This window comes from Nocardia tenerifensis NBRC 101015, assembly GCF_000308715.1.
GTDB classification, from domain to species: domain Bacteria; phylum Actinomycetota; class Actinomycetes; order Mycobacteriales; family Mycobacteriaceae; genus Nocardia; species Nocardia tenerifensis.
Window position 1 is genome coordinate 1 of record NZ_BAGH01000572.1, and the last position, 19,847, is coordinate 19,847.

Consider the following 19,847-nt stretch of genomic DNA (forward strand, 5'->3'; position numbering starts at 1 on the left):
CGATCGGGCCAGAATGTCCCAGCCCCGCCCAATCCGCAACTGGCGCAATAAATATTGCGCAGTTCGCAATCCTGGCCGACTTTCGTTGCGAATGGTGAGCATTGGTCCTCCTCCCGCGACGCCGGCCAAGCGATACTCTTTGCCGAAATCCGCACTCCTTACCGGGGGGTCTGCATCGGATGTGAGAGGCCGGATCTGCGGAGAGCGTGCGGATTCGCGGAAAGTGTGCGCGGGACCGCTCCCCAGTCGGCACTGGGGAGAACAGGAAACCCGCCGGTCTGCCACCGTCGTTCGCCTCGAACGCCGCACTGCGTCAGCGGTTCCCCAGTTGAGCGTCTGGACGTGGCGGGGATCCCAAGGGAATCTTGTGGCTGCCAACATCCCGAAATCCCGGCACCTGAGCTCAGGTGCTGCTCGGTGCAATACCGTGACAAGACAGGCGGTTCGAGACATGTCGACTTTCCTCAGCGTTATGGACACCGTTAATTTCGTCGCCGCCAGTTCCGGATCCAGCGACGGCGGCGATTCACTCAGCGGCGGCGGCTCCTCGACCGGATCACTCGGCACCGGACTGGATTTGGCCAAGGTGACGCTCAAATTGCTCAGCCTGTTGGTCGGGCATTTGTCCTGACCGGAGAATGCCATATTCAGCGCGGCGCCGACGGCGGCCGCGCTGAATATGTGTACGAGTCGTCTCGGCGATTCGCGCGATACCGTCCCCAGTTGCCGCCCTCCGGTCGAATCGGCCGACCTCCGCGTTCGGCGATGAGCGACCGGCCGAGTTCGGTTGTGAGGTTCAGATGTCAGTTCCGCATTCGTCCCCTCGTCTTGTGATGGCGTCGTTCATCGCCCTAGGGGTCGCCGTCGCCGCCGTCTCCGTCGCGGCCCCCGCCTCCGCCATGTCCGCGGAGCTCGCCGACTGCGCGGAGACCTTCAACCTGTTCATCCCGGGAACCTGGGAGACCAACGAGCACGCCGACCCCGCGCGGCCGATCGGGATGCTCCGGCCGATCGCCGAGGCGATCCAGCGCGAGCAGGGCTCCAAGTCCGACATCTACTTCACCCCGTACATGGCCCGCGCCTTCGACAACGGGCGCACCTACGCCGACAGCAAGAACACCGCGCTGGTCAATGCCCGCAAGGCGCTGCGCGAGTACGACAACCGTTGCCCCGCAGCGAAATTCACCATCACCGGGTACAGCCAGGGCGCGGACGCCGCGGGCGACGTAGCCTCGGAGATCGGCAACGACCGCGGCCCCGTGCCCGCGGATCGGGTGCTCGCGGTCGGGCTCATCGCCGATCCGGCGGCGGGCACCAAGGGGGAGACGCCCGTCGGCCCGCACACCCCCGGTTCCGGGATCGCCGATCCCCGGCCGCAGGGCATGGGCAAGCTCACCGGGCGGGTCAGCTCGATCTGCGACCCGGGCGACCTGTACTGCTCGATCAAGAAGGGCGACAACCCGCTGCTCGGCAGACTCGGTTCGCTGCTGAGCAAGGTCCTGAGCAACTCCAGCATGGCCAAGACACTCACCGTGGGCGTGGCCAAGGCCGACCTGCCCGGCCTCGGGACCGCCGTCGACGAGTTGTCCGCCAGTCTCACCGATCCCGGCGGCATCAATGTGACGCGCGTTCGCGACACCGCCGCGAAGCTGGAAGGCACGATCACAACGCTTGCGGGCCTGCGTGACTCGGAAGCCACGGACCGTTTGGCCGCGGCGCCCGACGGTTCGGCGGAGCACAGCGCGGGTGAGGTGCTGCTGAAGGTCGGCGAGTCCGATCTGACCGGCGCGGCGACGGCGGCGAGCGCCATCGCCGACACCGCTACCGGGTTGTTGAGCAAGGGTGTGCGCACCCTCCGCGTGGACTCGCCCGAGGTCGCCACGCTGACAATCAAGATCGATGCGCTCGTCGGCCAGGTCGGGCCGCTGGCCGAGCTGCCCGCCGCCGTCCTCGCGTCGGCCTCGAAGATCCTGGCCATGCTGAAGCCGACCGAGCTGGTCGACCAGACGCTCGAGGTGGTCGCCAACGTCACCGCGCTCGACTTCGGCGCGATCCTCGCCAACCTCGCGCTGCTGCCGCAGAAGGTGGCGGCGATGGATGCCCAAGGGGCACACCAGGTCGCGGGCGCGCTGAACAATCAGTTCGCGCCGCTGGTCAAGATGGTCGCGAGCACCGACCTCAAAGCGGTCGCGCAGGTGTTGTCGACCGTCCCGAACTCGCAGGGCTACGTCCAGATCGCGACACTGATGACCTCGATCCTGGCCAAGGTGGATGTGCTGCGGATGGCCGCGCTGGTCGGTCAGGTCCAGGAGATCGCGTGGTCGGTGCTGGAGAAGCTGGCCCCGCCGCCCGGTCAGGCGCCCGATCCGGCCGGGGCGGCCGCCGCGCTCTCCGGACTACCGCCCGTCGGATTGGAGTTGGCCTCGCTCGTCACCGGGCTGTTCACCAGTGACAACGCGCAGCATCTCGACCTCGGCGACCTGAGCGGCGCGCTCGCGAAAACCGCACCGGGCAAAGGCATCAACCTGCTCGCCCTGCTCCGCGACGGGCTCAGCGCGGCGGCCTTCTTCTCGTCCAACGCCCACATCAACTACGGCGCGCTCGTCGTCGACGAGGCGGGCCGCAACGCGATCCAATGGCTCGGCGACTGGCTGAACGGGCAGATAGGTCAGGCGAACTGAAACAAGCCGCGCCGGAACGCAATTACCATCGGGGGATGCGGATCGCTGCGGCACAGGCGCGCCCGGCCTGGCTCGACCCCACGGCCGGGACGAAGATCGTCGTCGACTATCTGACCCAGGCCGCCGCGGCCGGGGCCGACCTGGTCGCCTTCCCCGAGACGTTCCTGTCCGGCTACCCGATCTGGCTCGCGCGCACCGGCGGCGCACGATTCGACAATCCCGTCCAAAAGGCCGCCTACGCTTACTATCTCGACGCCGCGGTCACCCTCGACGGCCCACACCTGGCCACGGTGCGCGAGGCCGTCGCCGACCTCGGAGTGTTCTGCTACCTCGGCATCACCGAGCGGGTCCGCGGCACGGTGTACTGCACCCTCGTCGCCGTCGACCCCGTGCGCGGCGTGGTCGGCGCGCACCGCAAGCTCATGCCGACCCACGAGGAGCGGATGGTCTGGGGGATCGGCGACGGGCACGGGCTGCGCGCGCACGACGTCGGCGAGTTCCGCGTCGGCGGGCTGTCCTGCTGGGAGAACTGGATGCCGCAGGCCCGCCACGCCCTCTACGCCGACGGCGCCACCCTGCACGTCTCCACCTGGCCCGGCTCCGTCCGAAACACCAGGGACATCACCCGATTCATCGCCATGGAGGGCCGGGTCTACTCGCTCGCCGTCGGCGCGGTCCTCGACTACACCGACGTCCCCGCGGACTTCCCCCTCCGCGACGAACTCCTGGCCCTCGGCAAGCCGGCCGGCTACGACGGCGGCTCCGCCATCGCCGGCCCCAACGGTGACTGGCTGGTCGAGCCGGTGAGCGGCGAGGAACGCCTCGTCATCGCCGACCTCGACCCCGCCGAAGTAGCAAGGGAGCGGCAGAATTTCGACCCGACCGGGCACTACTCCCGGCCCGACGTGTTCACGGTGACCGTCGACCGCAGGCGCCGGTCCGCCGCTGCTTTCGTGGAGGACTAGGCGCTGCCGCCCTTGACCTGGACACGGTGTTATTCGCTGCTGGGGGCGCGTCGATCCGGGTCGGGTGCCGGTGCTGAGCGCGAGTCGGAATCGTCCGATGAACCGCGCTGGTCGCCGAGCTCGCGCTGACTCTCGGCTATGGCACTGTCGATCTCGGCCTGTTCAGCTCGGTCTCTGATATTCGAGCGGCCCAGTGCGGCCCTGCTGCGATCCAGGCGCTCCAAGCTCGCCTCCAACAGGACTCGGCTTCGATCGATTACTTCCCAGGTCCGCTGTGTGACCGGATGGAGTGTCATCCCGATGCCGTGGTCTGGTCCCCCCCAACCCTCGTTGCCGGGTATCGAGACGTTCTTCGCGCTTGTCAGCTGCTCGTTCTCGCTCACCGGCGACGTCTTCCCGAGCGTCGACACTGCGTTCGCGCCGATCGGCGAGTTCATCCCGCTCGCCGGCCGCGGTCTCTCGCTTGTCCGCTGCGGTCTGGCGTTCGTCGGCTGCGGTCTCTCGCTTGTCGGCCGCGGTCTGGCGTTCGTCGGCTGCGGTCTCTCGCTTGTCGGCCGCGGTCTGGCGTTCGTCGGCTGCGGTCTCTCGCTTGTCGGCCGCGACCTGGCGTTCGTCCGCGGACTGCTCGCGCAGAGCGACCGCGTTCTCTCGGCTCCGCAGCAGCGCTTCCCGGCGCACAAGGTCGGCTTCCCTGTCGGCCAGAGCTTTTTCGCGCTGCGCGAGGTCCGATCCGTCGGCGCCGGTGTGGCCCTGCTCTTCGGTCGACATATGAAAATGATGTCCCTCGCCGAGAGCCGACGGCAAGACCGGCCGACCTCCGGCGGCACGAGGACGCCACCGACTCCCGCGCCGCCGCCACACTCGAGGAATGCGAGCGGCTCGTCTACACAGTGGCGTGGCTACTCCCGGCCCGGGGTCTTCACCGTGACCGTCGACCGCGGGCGCCGGCCCGCCGCGGGTTCGGGCGTGCTCGAGGAGTAGGTGGCTGCCGAAGTACCTGCGGATTCACATGCGGAATACTCGGCTCACCGTGTCGATCACCTCGTCCTCGGTCATCGCGGTGCTCACCTCGACGGTAGGCAGGTGCAGGCGTCGAGTTTCGCCACGAAGCCGGTCGGTGAACATCCGGTCACGGTCCAGCAGGTTCCGTGCGGCGCGCTCCGGATCGCCTGTCCTGCCCGGGATTTCCCAGCCTCGCCGGTCGAACGCGGCACGGCGGAACTCGGGCGTGGGCAGCAACCACACGCCCTGACCGGGCGCGGTGAGCAGTGGTGCGACCAATCGGGGCAGCAAGCGGAATCCCTCAGCGAGGACGCCGGTTTCGGCGGGCAACGCCAACAGATCCTCGACAATGCAGTCGAACCCTTCGCCACGGAACCAATGAAACGTCTCCAGCATGATTGCCGGCGATCGGTTCACCCAGCGCTCGTCCATATCCATGGCAAGGAACCTGCTCAACGCGGGAGCATCCGCCGGCGTGCAGCGAGCCGAGTGCTCGCGCATCGCCGCGTCGGTCGAGTACACCCGCAAGCCGTGCCGAGCAGCAAGCCGCCTCGCAACCGTCGTCTTACCCGCCCCACTACCCCCACCGATCCACCAAACATGCCGCAGCCGCGTACCAACCGCCGATCGGGTATCCACTCGACCGAGTATCGGGCACCCAGCCCGGCCGAAACCAGCGCCGCCACAGAACAAACGGGACCGACTCCACTTCCGCGCCTCGAGCCGGTGATTTGCTCAGCAGGGAAGTGCGTTACCAGCGGAACATCTCAAGTATCGGTGGGTGAGATCAGGGTTGCGACCGCGTCCAACACGAGCCTGCGGCGTTGTGGTGCCGGTACCAATCGCGCGATGTCTTCCGCGGGTTGGTGCCACATGTTCGCCACTGTCAGCACCAAGGCCAAGATGTGCGTGGCGGGGTGTGCGGTGGTCACCTTCCCGCGGTGTTGAGCCTGTTCGATTGCCTCGACCTTCGCCCGCATCGACTCGGCCACCGAGGCGCGCTGGGCGGACTCGCCGCGCAGCAGGTGGTACCACATCAGGAACCGCATCACCTCGGGATGGGCCAGGCCGACGTCGTAGAGCTGCGCTGCGTACTCCGGCAGCCGGTCCGCGTCCAGCGGCACGGTCGCCACCGTCGTATCCACGATCATGTCGAATACGGCGTCGAACAGCTCGTCTTTGCCCTTGTAGAACGAGTACACCAGTCCCGCACTGACTCCCGCGCGTTTGGCCAGCCGATCGATGCGTGCTCCCGCCAAGCCGAACTCGGCGAACTCGGAAAGCGCGGCGTCGAACAGCAGCTGCCGTTTCGCTTCGGGATTCCTGGTGCGCACACCCCGAAGTTAGTTATTGAACGTTCATTTGACAAACGGGACGCCGCGCTACACGGTAGCTAATGAACATTCATTCAACAACGAGGACGTGATCCGCATGGCGCATTGGACACCAGACGACATCCCTGATCAGAGCGGCCGCACCGCCCTGATCACCGGCGCAGGCAGTGGGATCGGGTTGGAGACGGCCCGCGTACTGGCCGCTCGCGGCGCGCGGGTCATCCTGGCCGGCCGTAACCAGTCGAAGCTCGACGAGGCGGTCGAGGTAGTGCGCGCCGCGGCACCGCAGGCCGAGACCGCCACCTTGCTGCTGGATCTGTCCGACCTCGCCTCGGTGCGCGGCGCGGCCCAGCGGGTCGCCGAGACCGAGACCATCGACTTGTTGTTCAACAACGCCGGGGTGATGAATCTGCCTACGCGCCAGCCCACCCGCGACGGGTTCGAGATGACGGTAGGTACCAACCATCTCGGCCACTTCGCCTTCGACGCCCAACTCTGGCCCGCCGTGCGCCGCTCGGCCGTGGCCCGCGTCGTCACCGTCAGCGCGATCGCCGCACGCTGGCCCCTCGGCAAGCTCGATGACCTGATGAGCGAGAACAGCTACCGCGGCATGGCCGCGTACGCGAAGTCCAAACGCGCCAACGTCGTCTACACCCTCGAACTCGCGCGCCGTATCGCCCACACACCGGTCAAGGCATTGGTCGTCCATCCCGGCTCGGCGATGACCAGCCTGCAGCGACACGGCACAGGAGTGCTGACCCGCCTGTTCACCCCGCTCGCAGCACGTGTGCTGATGGGTTCGTCCGCCGGCGCCGCCTGGCCCTCGCTCTACGCCGCCACCAGCCCCGACGTCACCAGCGGAGAATTCATCGGCCCGGCCGGACGCGACCAGACCTCCGGCACACCGACGCCCGCGAAACTCCCGAAGGACGCCGAGGATGCCGAGTTGGGCGCGCGTTTGTGGGCCGACAGTGAACGACTCACCGCGGTCACCTTCCAACCCTGATCTTGCTCGGGAAGCTACTCGGCGTAGGAATGTCAGCTATCCGGGCGCAGTTCGCTGCGTACGCCGTTGGTGACGGCCCAGCCGGTATGCGCTCCTGGGCGGCTGGACTCGCACGCGTATGAGCATCGGCGAATACCCAGGCGCCATGGCGAGCATTGGTCGGTGCTGGTAAGTGATTGCCGGAATGGTCGCGGGCGGGCAGCGATTTTGTCAGGTGATCGGCGACAGCGGCAGGTTTCCCCGGATCCGCGATGAGCGACACCGAGACTCGCTCATCGGCTGAACTATCGTCCTGGTGTTCGTCGCCGACCATGGCAACCGCCTACCCGTGCGAGCTGCCCCTGGAACTTTGAGCCGCGTGAATCGAATGTCGCTTCCTGCGGTCGCGCATCCGACGTGTTCAGTGCTGGGTCCAGTCGGGTTGGGTGAAGTGGGCTACGCGTGCGTCCGTGTGGGGGAGGCCGAGGAGCACGACCGCGCGAAACTGCCAGAGCAGCGCGCCCGTGGGGGCGTGGATGGTCATGTTCGGGGCCAGCCGCATCTGGAGCAGACCGCGATGCTCCGGGACCGACGCCGCCTCGGCGCGCAGCTCGGGTTGCCGCACTGCCTCGTGCGGGGCCACCCAGTGCGGAACGTCGTCCGCCGCGAGCCGGTCGAGCCGCACCATATGCACCGAATGCACTTCGTCCGGACTGGGTTTCGGCTCCGCGCCCTCCGGCAACGCCGCGACGAACGGAGTGATCACGAACCCCGAGGACGCCGGGAAGTCGTCGAGCCTGCCGAGCAGGTCGGCGGGCGTGGCCACCAACCCGAGTTCCTCACGCAGTTCCCGCAATACGGCCTGCTCAGCCGTCTCGCCCTCATCCAGCCGCCCACCCGGCGACCCCCACTGCCCGGCATTACGCCCACGGTAGGCCCGCTTGATGACGATCACCGCCGGCGCCCCGTCCTCATCCGCCACGACACACAGCAGCACCGCCGCCCGCCGAACCCCGCCCGCGTCCGAAACCTCGCTATGCGGAAACTCGCCCAACCGAGCCCGCGCAAGCTCGCGAAATTCCCGCACACTCCCGGGCAACACTGATCCCATACCTAGATCTTGCCGCAAGCTCCGCCATCTCGAATGTCCCACCGGCCCCCGGGCCGCCGCATCCCGCCCCTCGTCGCGAGTCACCTGGTTACCCACCCACCCGGCGTACCCAAGCACATGCACGGGTCTACTTACGTCTTCTACCTGCGCACATAGTGTATAAGTGTACTTATTAGAAGTATAGTTATATCCATGAAGGCAGGAGCAAAGCCCGAGCGGGTGTTCAACCGTGATCGTGAATGGGACGGTTTGGTGCGGTTCGCGACGTCACCGAGTACGGATGTGCGGTTGGGCATCGTCAGCGGGCGGCGGCGGCAGGGCAAGACCTTCTTGCTGGACGCGGTGGCCGAGGTGGTCGGCGGTTTCTTCTTCACGGCGACCGATGCGACCGAGGTCGAGGCGCTGGCGGGTTTCGGCGCCGCGGTGGCCGCGTACGCGGGCGGCGGCAGGTATGCGTTCCAAGACTGGGACGAGGCGCTGGAGCGGCTGTTCGCGGTGGTAGGGGAGGGACTCGTCGTCATCGACGAGTTTCCGTATCTGATCAAGGCCAGTCCGTCGTTGCCGTCGGTGCTGCAGCGCGCGCTCGACCCGCGCGGCTATGCCCGTCGGGCAGGTTCGCGGGTGTTGTTGTGCGGTTCGGCGATGTCGGTGATGGGGCGGTTGCTGGCAGGTACGGCACCGTTGCGAGGGCGCGCGAGCCTGGAGTTGATTGTCAAGCCGCTCGGCTATCGGGAGTCGGCCAGATTCTGGGGGATCGAGGATCCGCGGTTGGCGGTGTTGGTGCATGCGATCGTCGGCGGGACGCCTGCCTACCGGCGGGAGTTCGTCGCGGGCGACGCACCGGAGTCGTTGGCGGACTTCGACTCCTGGGTGCTGCGTACGGTGCTCAATCCGCAGGTGCCGCTGTTCCGGGAGGCGCGATATCTGCTGGCGGAGGAGACCGAGATACGCGACGCCGCCCTGTATCACGCGGTGCTGGGCGCGATCGCCGGCGGGCACACGACACGCGGCGGTATCGCGAACGCCATCGGCCGGAGCTCGACGGGCCTCGGGCATCCCCTGTCGGTGCTAGAGGACGCGCAGTTGGTCACTCGGGAAGCGGATCCGTTCACCCGGGGCAAGTCGGTGTATCGCGTGGTCGAGCCGCTGATCGTGTTCTACGAGGCGATCATGCGGCGGGAGTGGACCCGGCTGGAGCGGGGGAATTCCGAAGCGGCATGGCACAATTCGCGCGCCACGTTCCTGTCTCAGGTGGTGGGACCGCATTTCGAGGGAATCTGCCGGGAGTGGGCGATGTCGGTGGGTCCGGAGGTGTTCGGCGACCTGCCCGGACTGGTCGCTGCCGCCACCGTCAGCGATCCGCAGGGCAAGCGGCAGATCCAAGTCGACGTCGCGGTGTTGGCGCCCGAGGAGACCGGGCAACCGCGACGCATCTTGTCTCTCGGAGAAGTCAAGTGGGATCGCACTATGACCATCGGGCATGTGGATCGTCTGCGTCGTGCGCGGGAGTTGCTGTCGGCCAAGGGGTATGACACCAGCCGCACGGTGCTGGCCTGCTACAGCGGAGCGGGGTTCGACGAGAACCTTCGGGCCGTCGGCACCAGCCCGGGGCAGCGACCGGACGAAGGCGACAACGTGTTGCTGGTCGACTTGAACACAGTCTACTCCGACGTGCGGTAGCGGTCACGGCGACGCGGTCTTCATGCTCCGACGGTAGTAACGCTGGATGCGCGTACCGAGCGGAGAAGTGCCACGTCGCCGGACCGAACCCCGTCCCTACATCTTGGCGTGTCTGGCCATGACGAAACTGTAGAGTCCGTAGGTGATGATGCCGAGGCCGGCGATGATGAGGAGGATTACGCCGTAGGGTTGCGCGCCAAGGGTTTTCAGCGCGCCGTCGAGGCCGGCGGCCTTGTCGGGTTCGGAGTTGGTTACCGCGATGATGACGAGGAGGCCGATGGCGGCCACGGCCAGGCCCTTGGCGATGTAGCCGGCCATGCCGAGGCGCCGGACCACGGTGCCAGGGTTGCTGTGGAGGTCCCGGAGGAATCTGCGGGTCACTCCCTTGTAGATGTGGTAACCGCCGACGCCGATGATGATCAGGCCGACGATGACGAGAAGCACCGTGCCCGCCGTGTTCTGCATCAGCCGTCCGGTGAGACCGGTGCTCTTCTCCGAGTTGGACTTTCCGCTGCCGCGCGCGAAACCGAAGGCGGACAACGCGAACAAGAAGTAGATGACCGCGAGGGCGACCGCCTTGACCCGCCGGAACACCTCTTTCTTCGTGCTGTCGGCGTCGGGTTTGGACGCGCTGCCGAACACCGCCTCGGTGAGCCGCCACAGCGCCATCAACAGGAACGCGACGACGCCGAACCACATGGCGATGATTCCGCCTGGCTTACTGGCCAATTCGGCCAGCGCCCCCGACTGGTCGGCGTTGCCGCCGCGCCCGCCGAGCGCGATGCGGATCGCGATATAGCCGACGAACAGGTGCACGATGCCCGTCATGACGAACCCGGCCCGCGCGAACCGCTCGAACACGCTGTTCTGCGCGATCCGCTCCGCCTTGTACGAGGCGTTCCCGCCCCCGGCCCACCGGCCGCGTTCTGTCCCTGCCAACCCACTCATCGAACGCCCTCATTCCGTCTAACCGAACGTCCGGCAGATACCCGGCGGGGGCGGATCGAAACAGCGGGCCGGACTACTGGAAGAGCTTGAGCAGGTTCACGATCAGGCGGTCGAGGCCGTAGGCGAAGGGCGCGGCCACCCACAGCCACGCGAAGACCAACAGCGGAAGACGCCGGGGCGCAGAGGTTTCGGGGGGTGAAGAGATCTCGTTCATTCGGGGGTTCCCTCCGTGCCGACGGTCTGCGAAGGGACCGGCCGATGATGTTTCGCCGCCACCGGGCGGATCAGTTCGTTGGCGACGAAGCCGACGCAGAGCAGGGTGATCATGATGGCGAAGGAGGTCCCGTACAGCTCGGGCCCCGTCTTGCCGTGCCGCGCACCGGAATCCGCGATGGCGTTGACGATCAGCGGCCCCGCGACCCCGGCCGCGGACCAGGCCGTGAGCAGCCTGCCGTGGATCGCGCCCACCTGATACGTGCCGAACAGATCCTTGAGATAGGCCGGAACCGTGGCGAATCCACCGCCGTAGAACGACAGGATCACCATCGCGCCGAGAATGAACAGCGGCTTGCTGCTCTGGCCGACCGACCAGACCGACGCGTAGGCGATCGCGCCCACGCCCAGGTAGATCCGGTACATGTTCTTGCGGCCGATCACGTCGGACAGCGACGACCAGCCGATCCGCCCGGCCATATTCGCCGCGGACAGCACCGCGACGAAGCCCGCCGCCGCGGCCGCGGTCACCGGCGTCGAGGTCTGCTTGAAGAAGTCGATCACCATCGGCGCGGCCTTCTCCAGGATGCCGATCCCCGCGGTCACGTTGAAGCACAACACGATCCACAGCAGCCAGAACTGCGGCGTCCGGATCGCGTCGTTCGCCGCGACATCGTGCTCGCTGATCAGCTTGGCCGTGCTCGCCTTCGGCGTCCAGCCCGCGGGCCGCCAACCCGGCGGCGGCACCCGCACGAGCGCCACGCCGACCGACATGAACACCGCGTAGACCAGGCCCATGACCAGGAACGTCTCGGCGATCCCGACATTGTCCTTGCCGAAGGCCGACAGCAACTGGGTGGTCCACGGCGAGGCGATCAACGCGCCGCCGCCGAAGCCCATGATGGCGAAGCCGGTGGCCATGCCCGGCCGGTCGGGGAACCAGCGGATCAGCGTCGAGACCGGCGAGATGTAGCCGATGCCGAGACCGATGCCGCCGACGAACCCATAGCCGAACACGATGAGCCAGTAGGCGTTCGCGAACGCGCCGACGGCGGAGAGCAGCAGGCCGGAGCAGAAGCAGACCAGCGAGACGGTCATCGCCCAGCGCGGGCCGCGGCGTTCGACGAGCGTCCCGCCGAAGGCGGCCGAGAGGCCGAACATGACGATGGCGATCTGGAAGGGCAGGGCGCTGCCGGTGCCGGAGACGTCCATCGCCTTCTCCAACGGCGGCTTGAACACGCTCCACGCGTAGGCCTGCCCGATGGCGAGATGAATGGACAGCGCCGCGGGCGGAACCAGCCAGCGGCTCCACCCTGGCGGCGCGATGACGCGGGAGTATCCGGTGGTGCCTGCGTCGGCGACTGCGGTCATGCGGCGATCTCCACTCTCACTGTGTGGCGATCATAGGGCCGCGACGGCGCCCGGCGCCGCCCTTCGCACGCGACGGCGTCTGGCGCAACCCGGCCGCGGGGTGCTTCGATCGAGGCATGACGGACAACATCGAGTCTTCGCGCATCGTGACCGCGAGCCGCGTCATCAGCGCTCCCGCGGACCGGATCTTCGAGCTGATCGCCGACCCGGCCGAGCAGCCGCGCTGGGACGGCAACGACAACCTGGCGAAATCCGCTGCGGGGCAGAGAGTTCGGGCGGTGGGTGACGTCTTCGTGACGACGCTGACCATCGGCTCGGACCGGGAGAACCACGTCGTCGAGTTCGAGGAGGGGCGGCGCATCGCCTGGCGGCCGTCCGAGCCGGGGCAGCCCCAGCCGGGCCACCTGTGGCGCTGGGAGATCGAGCCCGTCGACGCGACCAGCGCCCGCGTCACCCACACCTACGACTGGTCGGAGCTGACCGACGAGCAGCGTTTCGTGCGCGCCCGCGCGACCACCGAGAACAAGCTCATGGCCTCCCTCGACCGCCTCGCCGAGCTCGCCGAGCGCGGATGAAATCGGCTGTGCCCCAACGAAAGGCAACTTCATGACCGTCCTGTCCGACCGTCCCGGCACGGCCCTGTTGGTGATCGATGTCCAGAACGGCGTCGTGGGCGAGGCCTACCGGCGCGACGCCGTCGTCGCCACGATCGGCGACCTGGTCGACAAGGCGCGCGCACAGGGCGTCCCGGTCGTCTGGATTCAGCACTCCTCCGAGGAACTCATACCGGAAAGCGAAAGCTGGGCCTACGTACCGGAACTCGTCCGTCAGGACTCGGAACCCTTGGTGCACAAACGGTTCGGCGACTCCTTCGAGGACACCGAGCTGGAGGAGGTGCTGGCCCGGTCGGGAATCGGCCGCCTGGTCGTCACCGGCGCGGAGACCGACGCCTGCGTCCGGTCCACGATCCACGGCGCCTTCGCCCGCGGCTACGACGTCACCCTGGTCGCCGACGCCCACACCACCTTCGACAAGAGCCAGTGGGGCGCCCCGCCGCCGGATCAGGTCATCGCCCACACCAATCTCTACTGGCGCTACGAGACCGCCCCCGGCCGCACCGCCGCCGTCGAGAACGCCGAGGAGGTGACGTTCGCCGGGTAACCGGTTACACGTCGGTGCGATTGAGCATGCGGAAGGCGAGTCCGGCGGCGGCGCCGGCCAGCAGCTCGACGATCAGGTAGAGCAGCGTCCACGGTCCGAACAGGCCCATCACCATGCCGCCGAAGAGCACGGCGGGGTTGAACGCGCCGCCGGAGACGCCGCCCACCGCGATGGCTCCCGCGGCGACGGTGAACCCGATGGCCAGCCCGTAGAACGAGTTGTTCGGGTGATCGGCGCTGGTGGCCACGTTGAGCACGACGTAGGCGAGGGCGAAGGTGAACAGGAGCTCCGCGGCGAGCGCGTCCGCGAGCGGATGACCCGACGGGTTCAAGGCTCGGCCCGACGCCCCGCCGATCACGAGGCGCACGACCACCGCCGCCACCAGCCCGGCCACCACCTGGGTCGCCCAGTAGCAGCCGGCGGCGACGGCCCCGATCCGGCCGCGGACCAGCGCCGCCAACGTCACGGCGGGGTTGTAGTGCCCGCCGGAGATGTGGCCGCCCGCGTAGACCATGACCATGAGCGCCGCCCCGATCGCCAGCGGCGCGAGCGAGCTGCCGCTGTGCACCGCCGCTCCGACCGTGAAGACGAGGAAGAAGGTGCCGATCCCTTCGACGGCGAGCTTGCGGGCGATATCCCGGCCGGGTGCGTCCAGGTTCCTGCGCGGGGCCGTCGCGGTGGAGGCTGAGGTAGCCATAGTCCGATCTCCACTTTTCAACTAGCGGTTTATCTGTTTCTCGGCTGGTGTTCGCAGTTCGGCCTCCCGCCGAAGGGCGGCGGCGTTGTCGTGGCGACGCAGCCGGCCGTCGGGATCCAGGCAGGTCTCCCCACAGAAGTCCGAGACGTCCCGAGTGAGGCTCGGCAACGAATGCCCGCACACCCAAAAAGTCTCGGCCGCAGCGTCATACGCCACCGGAAAGCGGCAGACATGGACAGCGCTACCGGGTGCACAGGCCGTCGAGGTCGCGGATCGCTCGTTCATTCCCTGACTCCTCGCGTCTTCCAGCCACGCGGGCAGCCTGACGAGCGTCTCGCAAGCGCCTGCTGTCAGGTGAAACGTTGTGCATCCCTGGGCGGTTCAGCCGGTCGAGCACCCCCCTTTACCGCTCGCGTTCCGCTATGGGCAGGCGGCGCGCACCGGCGATGGCTCGGACACCGACGGGCACGCAACGAGATAACTAGCGACGCAAAGCAATTGGCAGCGCCCGGGAACGCGACAATCCCACGCGCCGACCCTGGTTGCGGATATCCTCCAAGCATGGGTACCTCGGTGGCAGACCCGCGTTCGCTCGAGCCCAACCCCGCCCGCACGGGCGAGCTTCGCCGGGAACGGCTGCTGATGAGGGCTTTTCAGAGCCGCGTCGGCGGCCCGCTGCTGCGGCGCTTCGCCGATCCGCAGCGGATACTGGAGACCGGGATGGGGTTCTGGCCCTCCCGGGTGGTGCTCACCGCGGTCGAGTCCGGCGTGTTCACCGAGCTCGCGATGCGTCCGATGACGCAGCGGGAGTTGCTGGATCGGCTGGACTGGCAGCCGCGGGCGGCGACGCCGTTCCTCGGCGCGCTCGTCGACCTGGGCCTGCTGCGGCGCGATCGTGCTGGGCGCTATGCGAATTCGCGGCAGGCCGCGCTGTTCCTCGACCGCGCCAAGCCCAGCTACATCGGCGGCCTGATGGAGCTGTCGAGCACCCGGCTCTACGATCTGTGGTCCGGCCTAGGGGAGCTGCTGCGGACCGGGAAGCCGCAAGCCGAGGAGGAGCAGGGCGAGAGCGAGTTCTTCTCCTCGCTCTACGGCGACGAGGTGGCCCTGCGAAAGTTCCTGGCAGGCATGACGGGCATCTCGACCGGCGAGGCGATGCTCATCGCCGCGCGCTTTCCGTGGCGGCGGTTCCGGACCTTCCTGGATGTCGGTGCGGCCCAGGGCGCCTTGCCCGTGCGGGTCGCGTTGACCCACAAGCATATTCGCGGGGTCAGCTACGACCTGCCCGCCGTGCGACCCATCTTCGAGGAGTACGTCGAATCGTTCGCGCTGAGCGACCGGCTCGAGTTCGTGCCGGGCGACATGTTCGAGGGCCCGCTGCCGAGCGCGGACGTCATCTGCTTCGGCCACGTGCTGCACGGCTACAGCGAGACCGTGCGACGGGAATTGATCGCCAAGGCCTACGACGCCGTGCCGCCCGGCGGCGCGCTGCTCGTCTACGACGCCATGTCCATCCCCGGCCGCAGGAACAACCTCGTCAGCTACCTGTCCAGCCTGAACATCATGCTCGAGATGCGCGAGGGCTTCGAGGCCACCACCGCCCAGTGCGCCGGCTGGCTGCGGGACGCGGGCTTCACCGACGTCCGGCAGCGTCACCTGATCGGGCCGACGTCAATGGTGTTCGGGCGCAAGGCAGGACGATCGAAAGCCTGACCGGGGTCGGTCGAACGACGGATACACCCCGTCTGTTTCGATCCCTAACGTTGGTCACACGACGATGACCTACCTTAGGAACCCCCATGTCAGGACTCATCGCTCCCGCGAAGGTCGGCGTGGTGCTCACCGCGGCGGCCCCGATCACCACGGTCGCCTCGGCCGTGCACATGGCGGCGACGAAGAAGCCGTCGGTCAAGGACCGCAGGTTCAAGCACTTCAAGACGCCGGGCATCGGTGAGTTGTGGACGGTGCGGGCGCTCGACCCCGGCGCGGCCCGCCGGGTGGTGACCGAGCTCGAGCCGGCCATGGGCTTGCTCGTCGACGCGGGCGGCGGCCTGCACATCCACGCGGTGTTCCATGTCGCGGGCAAGGGGACGCTGGCGTCGTTCCTGGCCGTGCACCACGATGCGAACGGATCTCTGCAGATCGGTAGCACGTTCTGGTGGGCCGACGCACTCGCGCGCCGGACTGCGGCGTTCCTGCTCGAGTCGGACGTGGCGAGCGAGCTGGAGACCCGGAGAATGCGCGGCAAACTGCTCTAGGTGACGTCCTCGTCGGCCGCGTTGCCCGCCGCCCAGATACCGCGCACGTGCCCGATGTGCTTGCGCAGGAAGCGCTCCAGCTCCTCGTCGCGCTGCTGCTCGATCAGATCGATGATGGTGTGGTGCTCCTGCGCGGACTTGTCCAGCTCGCCGCGCTCGACCAGCGCGGCGAGGCCGAACAACCGGGTCTGCGAGCGCAGGTCGCCGACGATCTGCGACAGCCGCGGATTGCGGCAGTAGTCGAGCAGCATGAGGTGGAACTGCCGGTCGGCGTCCACGTACTCGACGAGATCGCCGCGCTTGGCCGCGTCGACGATCTTGTCCGCGGCCGTGCGCAGGCCCGGAACATCCGACGCGGGAATGCGGCCGGCGATCGACCGCACGCTCGGCGGCTCCAGCAGCATCCGGATCTTGGCGATGGAGTCGAGGTCGGCGTCGGAGATCTCGGTGACCCGGAAACCCTTGTTGGGCACGGAGACCACGAGGCCCTGCTTGACCAGGTCGAGCATGGCCTCGCGCACCGGCGTGGGGGAGACCCCGAAGCGCTCCGACAGCCACGGCGCCGAGTAGAGCACGCCGGGCTCCAGCTCACCGGAGATGATCGCGGCGCGCAGCGCGTCGGACACGTGGTCGCGCAGCGTTGGCCGCTTGGGGATGTCCAGCCGTTCGATCATCAATGCGCTCCGGGTCGTCTCCTGTGGGCGAGCACCACTTCTATCAGATTAGTGACCGTTGAACGTCGTTCAGTTTCGAGTGCCGGTAGCCGAACGCGACGTACACCGCGAGGCCGAGCAGCAGCCAGACCACGAACCGCAGCCAGGTGACCCAGGTGAGGTGGCTGATCAGCCAGATCGAGAAGACGATCCCGATCAGCGGCACCACCGGCACCCACGGGGTGCGGAACGGGCGCTCCACCTCCGGGCGTGTCCGGCGCAGCCGCATGACGCCCAGCGCCACCACGATGAAGGCCATCAGGATGCCGACATTGGTGAGCTCGGCGGCCTCGCGGATGGGCAGGAAGCCTGCGATCAAGGCCGAGACGACGCCGACCGGCCAGATCACCCGGGACGGCACCTTGCGGACGGGGCTGGACTTGGCGAAGTAGGACGGCAGCAGGCCGTCGCGGCTCATCGCGAAGCCGACCCTGGTGACGGCGAGCATATTGGCGAACGCCGACGTGGTGACGCCCACCACCGCGCCGACCGCGATGACCAGACCCAGAATGCCCATGCCGACCGTATCGAACGCGCTGGAGAACGGCGACGCGACGTTGATGTCGGTGAAGTTCACCATCCCGACGATGACCAGACAGACCAGCAGATAGACCACCGACGCGATGCCGAGGCTGATCATGATCGCCTTGGGCATCAGCTTCTTGCCGTCTTTGGACTCCTCGGCCGCCGCGCTCATCGCGTCATAGCCGTAGACCGCGAAGAAGGCAAGGGCCGCACCGGATACCGCGCCGCCGACGCCGAACGGGAAGAAGGGCTGGTAGTTGCCCGCCTTGATGTGGAACGCGCCCGCGACGACCACGATCGCGACGATCACCATCTTCAACGCGACGAGACCCGTTTGCACGCGGGCGGATTCGCGGGTCCCGCGCGAGAGCAGGAACGCGAGCAGCAGGCACAGCAGGACGGCGAACAGATCCACCCGGTGCCCCGCTCCGGTGCCCGGCGCGCCGAGCGCCCAGGTCGGCAGGTCGAATCCGATGTAGTGGGTGATGTAGTTCAGGTACCCGGACACCGCGATCGCGACGACGGACACGATGGCGGTGTACTCGAGCAGCAGATCCCAGCCGATCATGAAGCCGATGATCTCGCCGAGCGCGACGTAGGAGTAGGTGTAGGCCGAGCCCGCGCGCGGGACCATGCCCGCGAACTCGGCGTAGCAGAGCCCGGCCGCGCCGGAGGCGATGATCGCGATGGCGAAGGAGATCAGCACCGCGGGGCCCGCCACCTCGTTGGCCACCACGCCGGCCAGCGAGAACACGCCCGCGCCGACCAGTCCGCCGAGGCTGAGCGCGACCAGTTGCCACAGGCCCATGCTTTTCTTGAAATCACCTGTGTCGGTGAGGGTTACCGGCATTCGGCGCATGACGCCGCGCGCGGTGAGCGGCGGGCGTGCTGAGCTGGTGACGACGGTCTTCATTGACTGGCCTTTCACGGGTGGAGCGGTGGTGCTGGTTAGAAAACGAAGCCCTCGGGGAAGGGATCGGTGGGGTCGAGCAGATAGTTCGCCGTGCCGGTGACCCAGGCGCGACCGGTGATCGCGGGCACGACGGCGGGCCGGTCGCCGACCGTGGTCGTCTCGACGGCGCGGGCGTAGAAGGTGGTGCCGATGAACGAATCGTTCTGTAGCACTTGGTCATCGGCGAGCAAGCCGCGGGCGTGCTGGCGGGCGAGCAGCGCGGAGGTGCCGGTGCCGCAGGGGGAGCGGTCGAACCAGCCAGGGTGGATGGCCATGGCGTGGCGGGTGTGCGCCGGCTCGGACGCGGGGTCGAGGAACAGCACGTGCTTGCATCCGGCGATGCGCTCGTCCACGGGGTGCACCGGGCGACGGAACTCGTTGACGGCCGCCATGATTCGCAGGCCCGCGTCGAGGATCCGGTCCTTGTGCGCGCGGTCGAACGGCAGCCCGAGCTTGCCGAGATCCACGATGGCGTAGAAGTTGCCGCCGTAGGCCATGTCGTAGCGCACCGGGCCGAGACCCGGCACCTCGACCTCGTTGTCGAGGCTGTCGCAGTAGGCGGGTACGTTGCGCAGGGTGACCGAGTCGGCGTGGCCGCCCCCGACCGCGACCGAGGCGACGACGCGCCCCGCCGGGGTGTCCAGCCGGATCTCGGTGACCGGCTCGGTGACCGGCACCATGCCCGCCTCGACCAGCGCGGTCGCGACGCCGATGGTGCCGTGCCCGCACATCGGCAGCAGCCCGCTGACCTCGATGAACAGCACGCCGTAGTGGCCGTCGCCGGTGGTCGCCTGCTGCAGGATGGCCCCGCTCATCGACGCGTGACCGCGCGGCTCGTTCACCAGGAGCCTGCGCAGGCCGTCCAGGTGCTCGGCGAAGTGAATTCGCTTGGCCGCCATGGTGTCCCCGGGGATCGTGCCTACGCCGCCGGTGATCACCCTGGTCGGCATGCCCTCGGTGTGCGTGTCGATCGCGGAGATGACGATGGTGCTGCGCATCAGGACTGTCCTTTGTCTTGTCGCGGTGTGGACGGGGCGGACGCGCCCGGGGCTGGTGGTTTCGGTGACGCGGCGTCGTCCAGTTCGGCGAGTTCGCGTAGGCGCACGGGAGCGGCGAGTGGACGCCACGTGGGGGTGGCGGCGGCGAGACCTGTTGTGGCACTGAATTTATCGACAGCCGTATCGGCATACGGCCGGTCGCGCAGTGCCTCGATGTTCGCCGCGCACATGCGGCCCTGACACGGGCCGAGCC

The 19,847-nt window shown here is 67.9% G+C and carries 20 protein-coding genes and 1 pseudogene; 10 read left to right on the top strand and 11 right to left on the bottom strand.

Going from position 1 to position 19,847, the window contains the following annotated elements; genetic code table 11:
- Nucleotides 1–451: 451 nt before the first annotated feature.
- The 4 genes from ON39_RS49250 to ON39_RS37555 all read left to right on the top strand — a co-directional run bounded on the left by ON39_RS49250 (nt 452) and on the right by ON39_RS37555 (nt 4,627).
- Entirely contained in the window at nt 452–631 is a 180-nt protein-coding gene (locus ON39_RS49250) for a hypothetical protein (protein ID WP_146251060.1), read from the top strand.
- Between the two features lie 202 nt (nt 632–833).
- Nucleotides 834–2,681 carry a cutinase family protein gene (locus ON39_RS37540; protein ID WP_040741288.1) on the top strand — a complete coding sequence of 616 codons (1,848 nt, stop codon included), beginning with the start codon at nt 834–836 and terminating at the stop codon, nt 2,679–2,681.
- A 35-nt stretch (nt 2,682–2,716) separates the two neighbouring features.
- A complete protein-coding gene (locus tag ON39_RS37545) occupies nt 2,717–3,646 on the top strand; it encodes a carbon-nitrogen hydrolase family protein (RefSeq protein WP_040741289.1) in 930 nt (309 codons plus the stop codon).
- Between the two features lie 300 nt (nt 3,647–3,946).
- Nucleotides 3,947–4,627 (top strand): hypothetical protein, encoded by a 681-nt coding sequence (locus tag ON39_RS37555; protein ID WP_146251061.1) that lies wholly within the window; start codon nt 3,947–3,949, stop codon nt 4,625–4,627.
- Nucleotides 4,628–4,651: 24 nt separating this feature from the next.
- Here the strand turns inward: ON39_RS37555 and ON39_RS37560 are convergent, their stop codons facing one another.
- Together ON39_RS37560 and ON39_RS37565 are read right to left on the bottom strand one after the other, a co-directional pair.
- On the bottom strand, nt 4,652–5,287 hold the full coding sequence (locus ON39_RS37560) for an AAA family ATPase (RefSeq protein WP_040741292.1): 636 nt from the start codon (nt 5,285–5,287) through the stop codon (nt 4,652–4,654).
- Between the two features lie 128 nt (nt 5,288–5,415).
- Nucleotides 5,416–5,982 (bottom strand): TetR/AcrR family transcriptional regulator, encoded by a 567-nt coding sequence (locus ON39_RS37565; RefSeq protein ID WP_040741293.1) that lies wholly within the window; start codon nt 5,980–5,982, stop codon nt 5,416–5,418.
- Nucleotides 5,983–6,079: 97 nt separating this feature from the next.
- Here ON39_RS37565 and ON39_RS37570 point away from each other — a divergent pair, with 97 nt between their 5' ends.
- Nucleotides 6,080–6,988 (top strand): oxidoreductase, encoded by a 909-nt coding sequence (locus tag ON39_RS37570; protein WP_040741305.1) that lies wholly within the window; start codon nt 6,080–6,082, stop codon nt 6,986–6,988.
- Between the two features lie 400 nt (nt 6,989–7,388).
- Here ON39_RS37570 and ON39_RS37575 read toward each other — a convergent pair whose 3' ends face one another.
- Nucleotides 7,389–8,078 carry an NUDIX hydrolase gene (locus ON39_RS37575; protein ID WP_040741295.1) on the bottom strand — a complete coding sequence of 230 codons (690 nt, stop codon included), beginning with the start codon at nt 8,076–8,078 and terminating at the stop codon, nt 7,389–7,391.
- Between the two features lie 192 nt (nt 8,079–8,270).
- On the opposite strand from ON39_RS37575, the gene ON39_RS37580 reads away from it, so the two are divergent.
- Nucleotides 8,271–9,758 carry an ATP-binding protein gene (locus ON39_RS37580; protein ID WP_040741296.1) on the top strand — a complete coding sequence of 496 codons (1,488 nt, stop codon included), beginning with the start codon at nt 8,271–8,273 and terminating at the stop codon, nt 9,756–9,758.
- A 96-nt stretch (nt 9,759–9,854) separates the two neighbouring features.
- On the opposite strand, the gene ON39_RS37585 is transcribed toward ON39_RS37580, so the two are convergent.
- From ON39_RS37585 to ON39_RS37590, 3 genes are all read right to left on the bottom strand, one after another.
- Nucleotides 9,855–10,706: a DUF1206 domain-containing protein gene (locus ON39_RS37585; RefSeq protein WP_051187602.1), complete on the bottom strand. Its 852-nt coding sequence runs from the start codon at nt 10,704–10,706 to the stop codon at nt 9,855–9,857.
- Nucleotides 10,707–10,779: 73 nt separating this feature from the next.
- On the bottom strand, nt 10,780–10,920 hold the full coding sequence (locus ON39_RS49255) for an MFS transporter small subunit (protein ID WP_157195594.1): 141 nt from the start codon (nt 10,918–10,920) through the stop codon (nt 10,780–10,782).
- Complete coding sequence (locus ON39_RS37590; protein ID WP_051187603.1) at nt 10,917–12,290, bottom strand: L-lactate MFS transporter; 1,374 nt, start codon at nt 12,288–12,290, stop codon at nt 10,917–10,919. Before ON39_RS37590 ends, ON39_RS49255 begins: the two co-directional genes overlap by 4 nt.
- Nucleotides 12,291–12,406: 116 nt before the next feature.
- Between ON39_RS37590 and ON39_RS37595 the strand changes: the two genes are divergently transcribed.
- Both ON39_RS37595 and ON39_RS37600 read left to right on the top strand, forming a co-directional pair.
- Nucleotides 12,407–12,865 carry an SRPBCC family protein gene (locus tag ON39_RS37595; RefSeq protein WP_040741298.1) on the top strand — a complete coding sequence of 153 codons (459 nt, stop codon included), beginning with the start codon at nt 12,407–12,409 and terminating at the stop codon, nt 12,863–12,865.
- A gap of 31 nt (nt 12,866–12,896) precedes the next feature.
- Complete coding sequence (locus tag ON39_RS37600) at nt 12,897–13,451, top strand: cysteine hydrolase family protein (RefSeq protein ID WP_040741299.1); 555 nt, start codon at nt 12,897–12,899, stop codon at nt 13,449–13,451.
- 4 nt (nt 13,452–13,455) lie between these two features.
- On the opposite strand, the gene ON39_RS37605 is transcribed toward ON39_RS37600, so the two are convergent.
- On the bottom strand, nt 13,456–14,148 hold the full coding sequence (locus ON39_RS37605) for an aquaporin (RefSeq protein ID WP_083894926.1): 693 nt from the start codon (nt 14,146–14,148) through the stop codon (nt 13,456–13,458).
- A gap of 561 nt (nt 14,149–14,709) precedes the next feature.
- Between ON39_RS37605 and ON39_RS37610 the strand changes: the two genes are divergently transcribed.
- The gene (locus ON39_RS37610) at nt 14,710–15,861 is read left to right on the top strand and encodes a methyltransferase (protein ID WP_083894927.1); all 1,152 of its coding nucleotides are present in this window, start codon (nt 14,710–14,712) and stop codon (nt 15,859–15,861) included.
- An 86-nt stretch (nt 15,862–15,947) separates the two neighbouring features.
- A complete protein-coding gene (locus ON39_RS37615; RefSeq protein ID WP_040741300.1) occupies nt 15,948–16,406 on the top strand; it encodes a hypothetical protein in 459 nt (152 codons plus the stop codon).
- Here ON39_RS37615 and ON39_RS37620 read toward each other — a convergent pair.
- The 4 genes and pseudogenes from ON39_RS37620 to ON39_RS50250 all read right to left on the bottom strand — a co-directional run.
- On the bottom strand, nt 16,403–17,080 hold the full coding sequence (locus ON39_RS37620; RefSeq protein ID WP_040741301.1) for a GntR family transcriptional regulator: 678 nt from the start codon (nt 17,078–17,080) through the stop codon (nt 16,403–16,405). The genes ON39_RS37615 and ON39_RS37620 overlap by 4 nt on opposite strands.
- 43 nt (nt 17,081–17,123) lie before the next feature.
- A complete protein-coding gene (locus ON39_RS37625) occupies nt 17,124–18,557 on the bottom strand; it encodes an amino acid permease (protein WP_051187604.1) in 1,434 nt (477 codons plus the stop codon).
- A gap of 35 nt (nt 18,558–18,592) precedes the next feature.
- On the bottom strand, nt 18,593–19,594 hold the full coding sequence (locus tag ON39_RS37630; protein WP_040741302.1) for a proline racemase family protein: 1,002 nt from the start codon (nt 19,592–19,594) through the stop codon (nt 18,593–18,595).
- Nucleotides 19,594–19,847: pseudogene (locus ON39_RS50250) on the bottom strand (hypothetical protein); the annotation flags it as partial. The pseudogene ON39_RS50250 and the gene ON39_RS37630, both read right to left, overlap by 1 nt.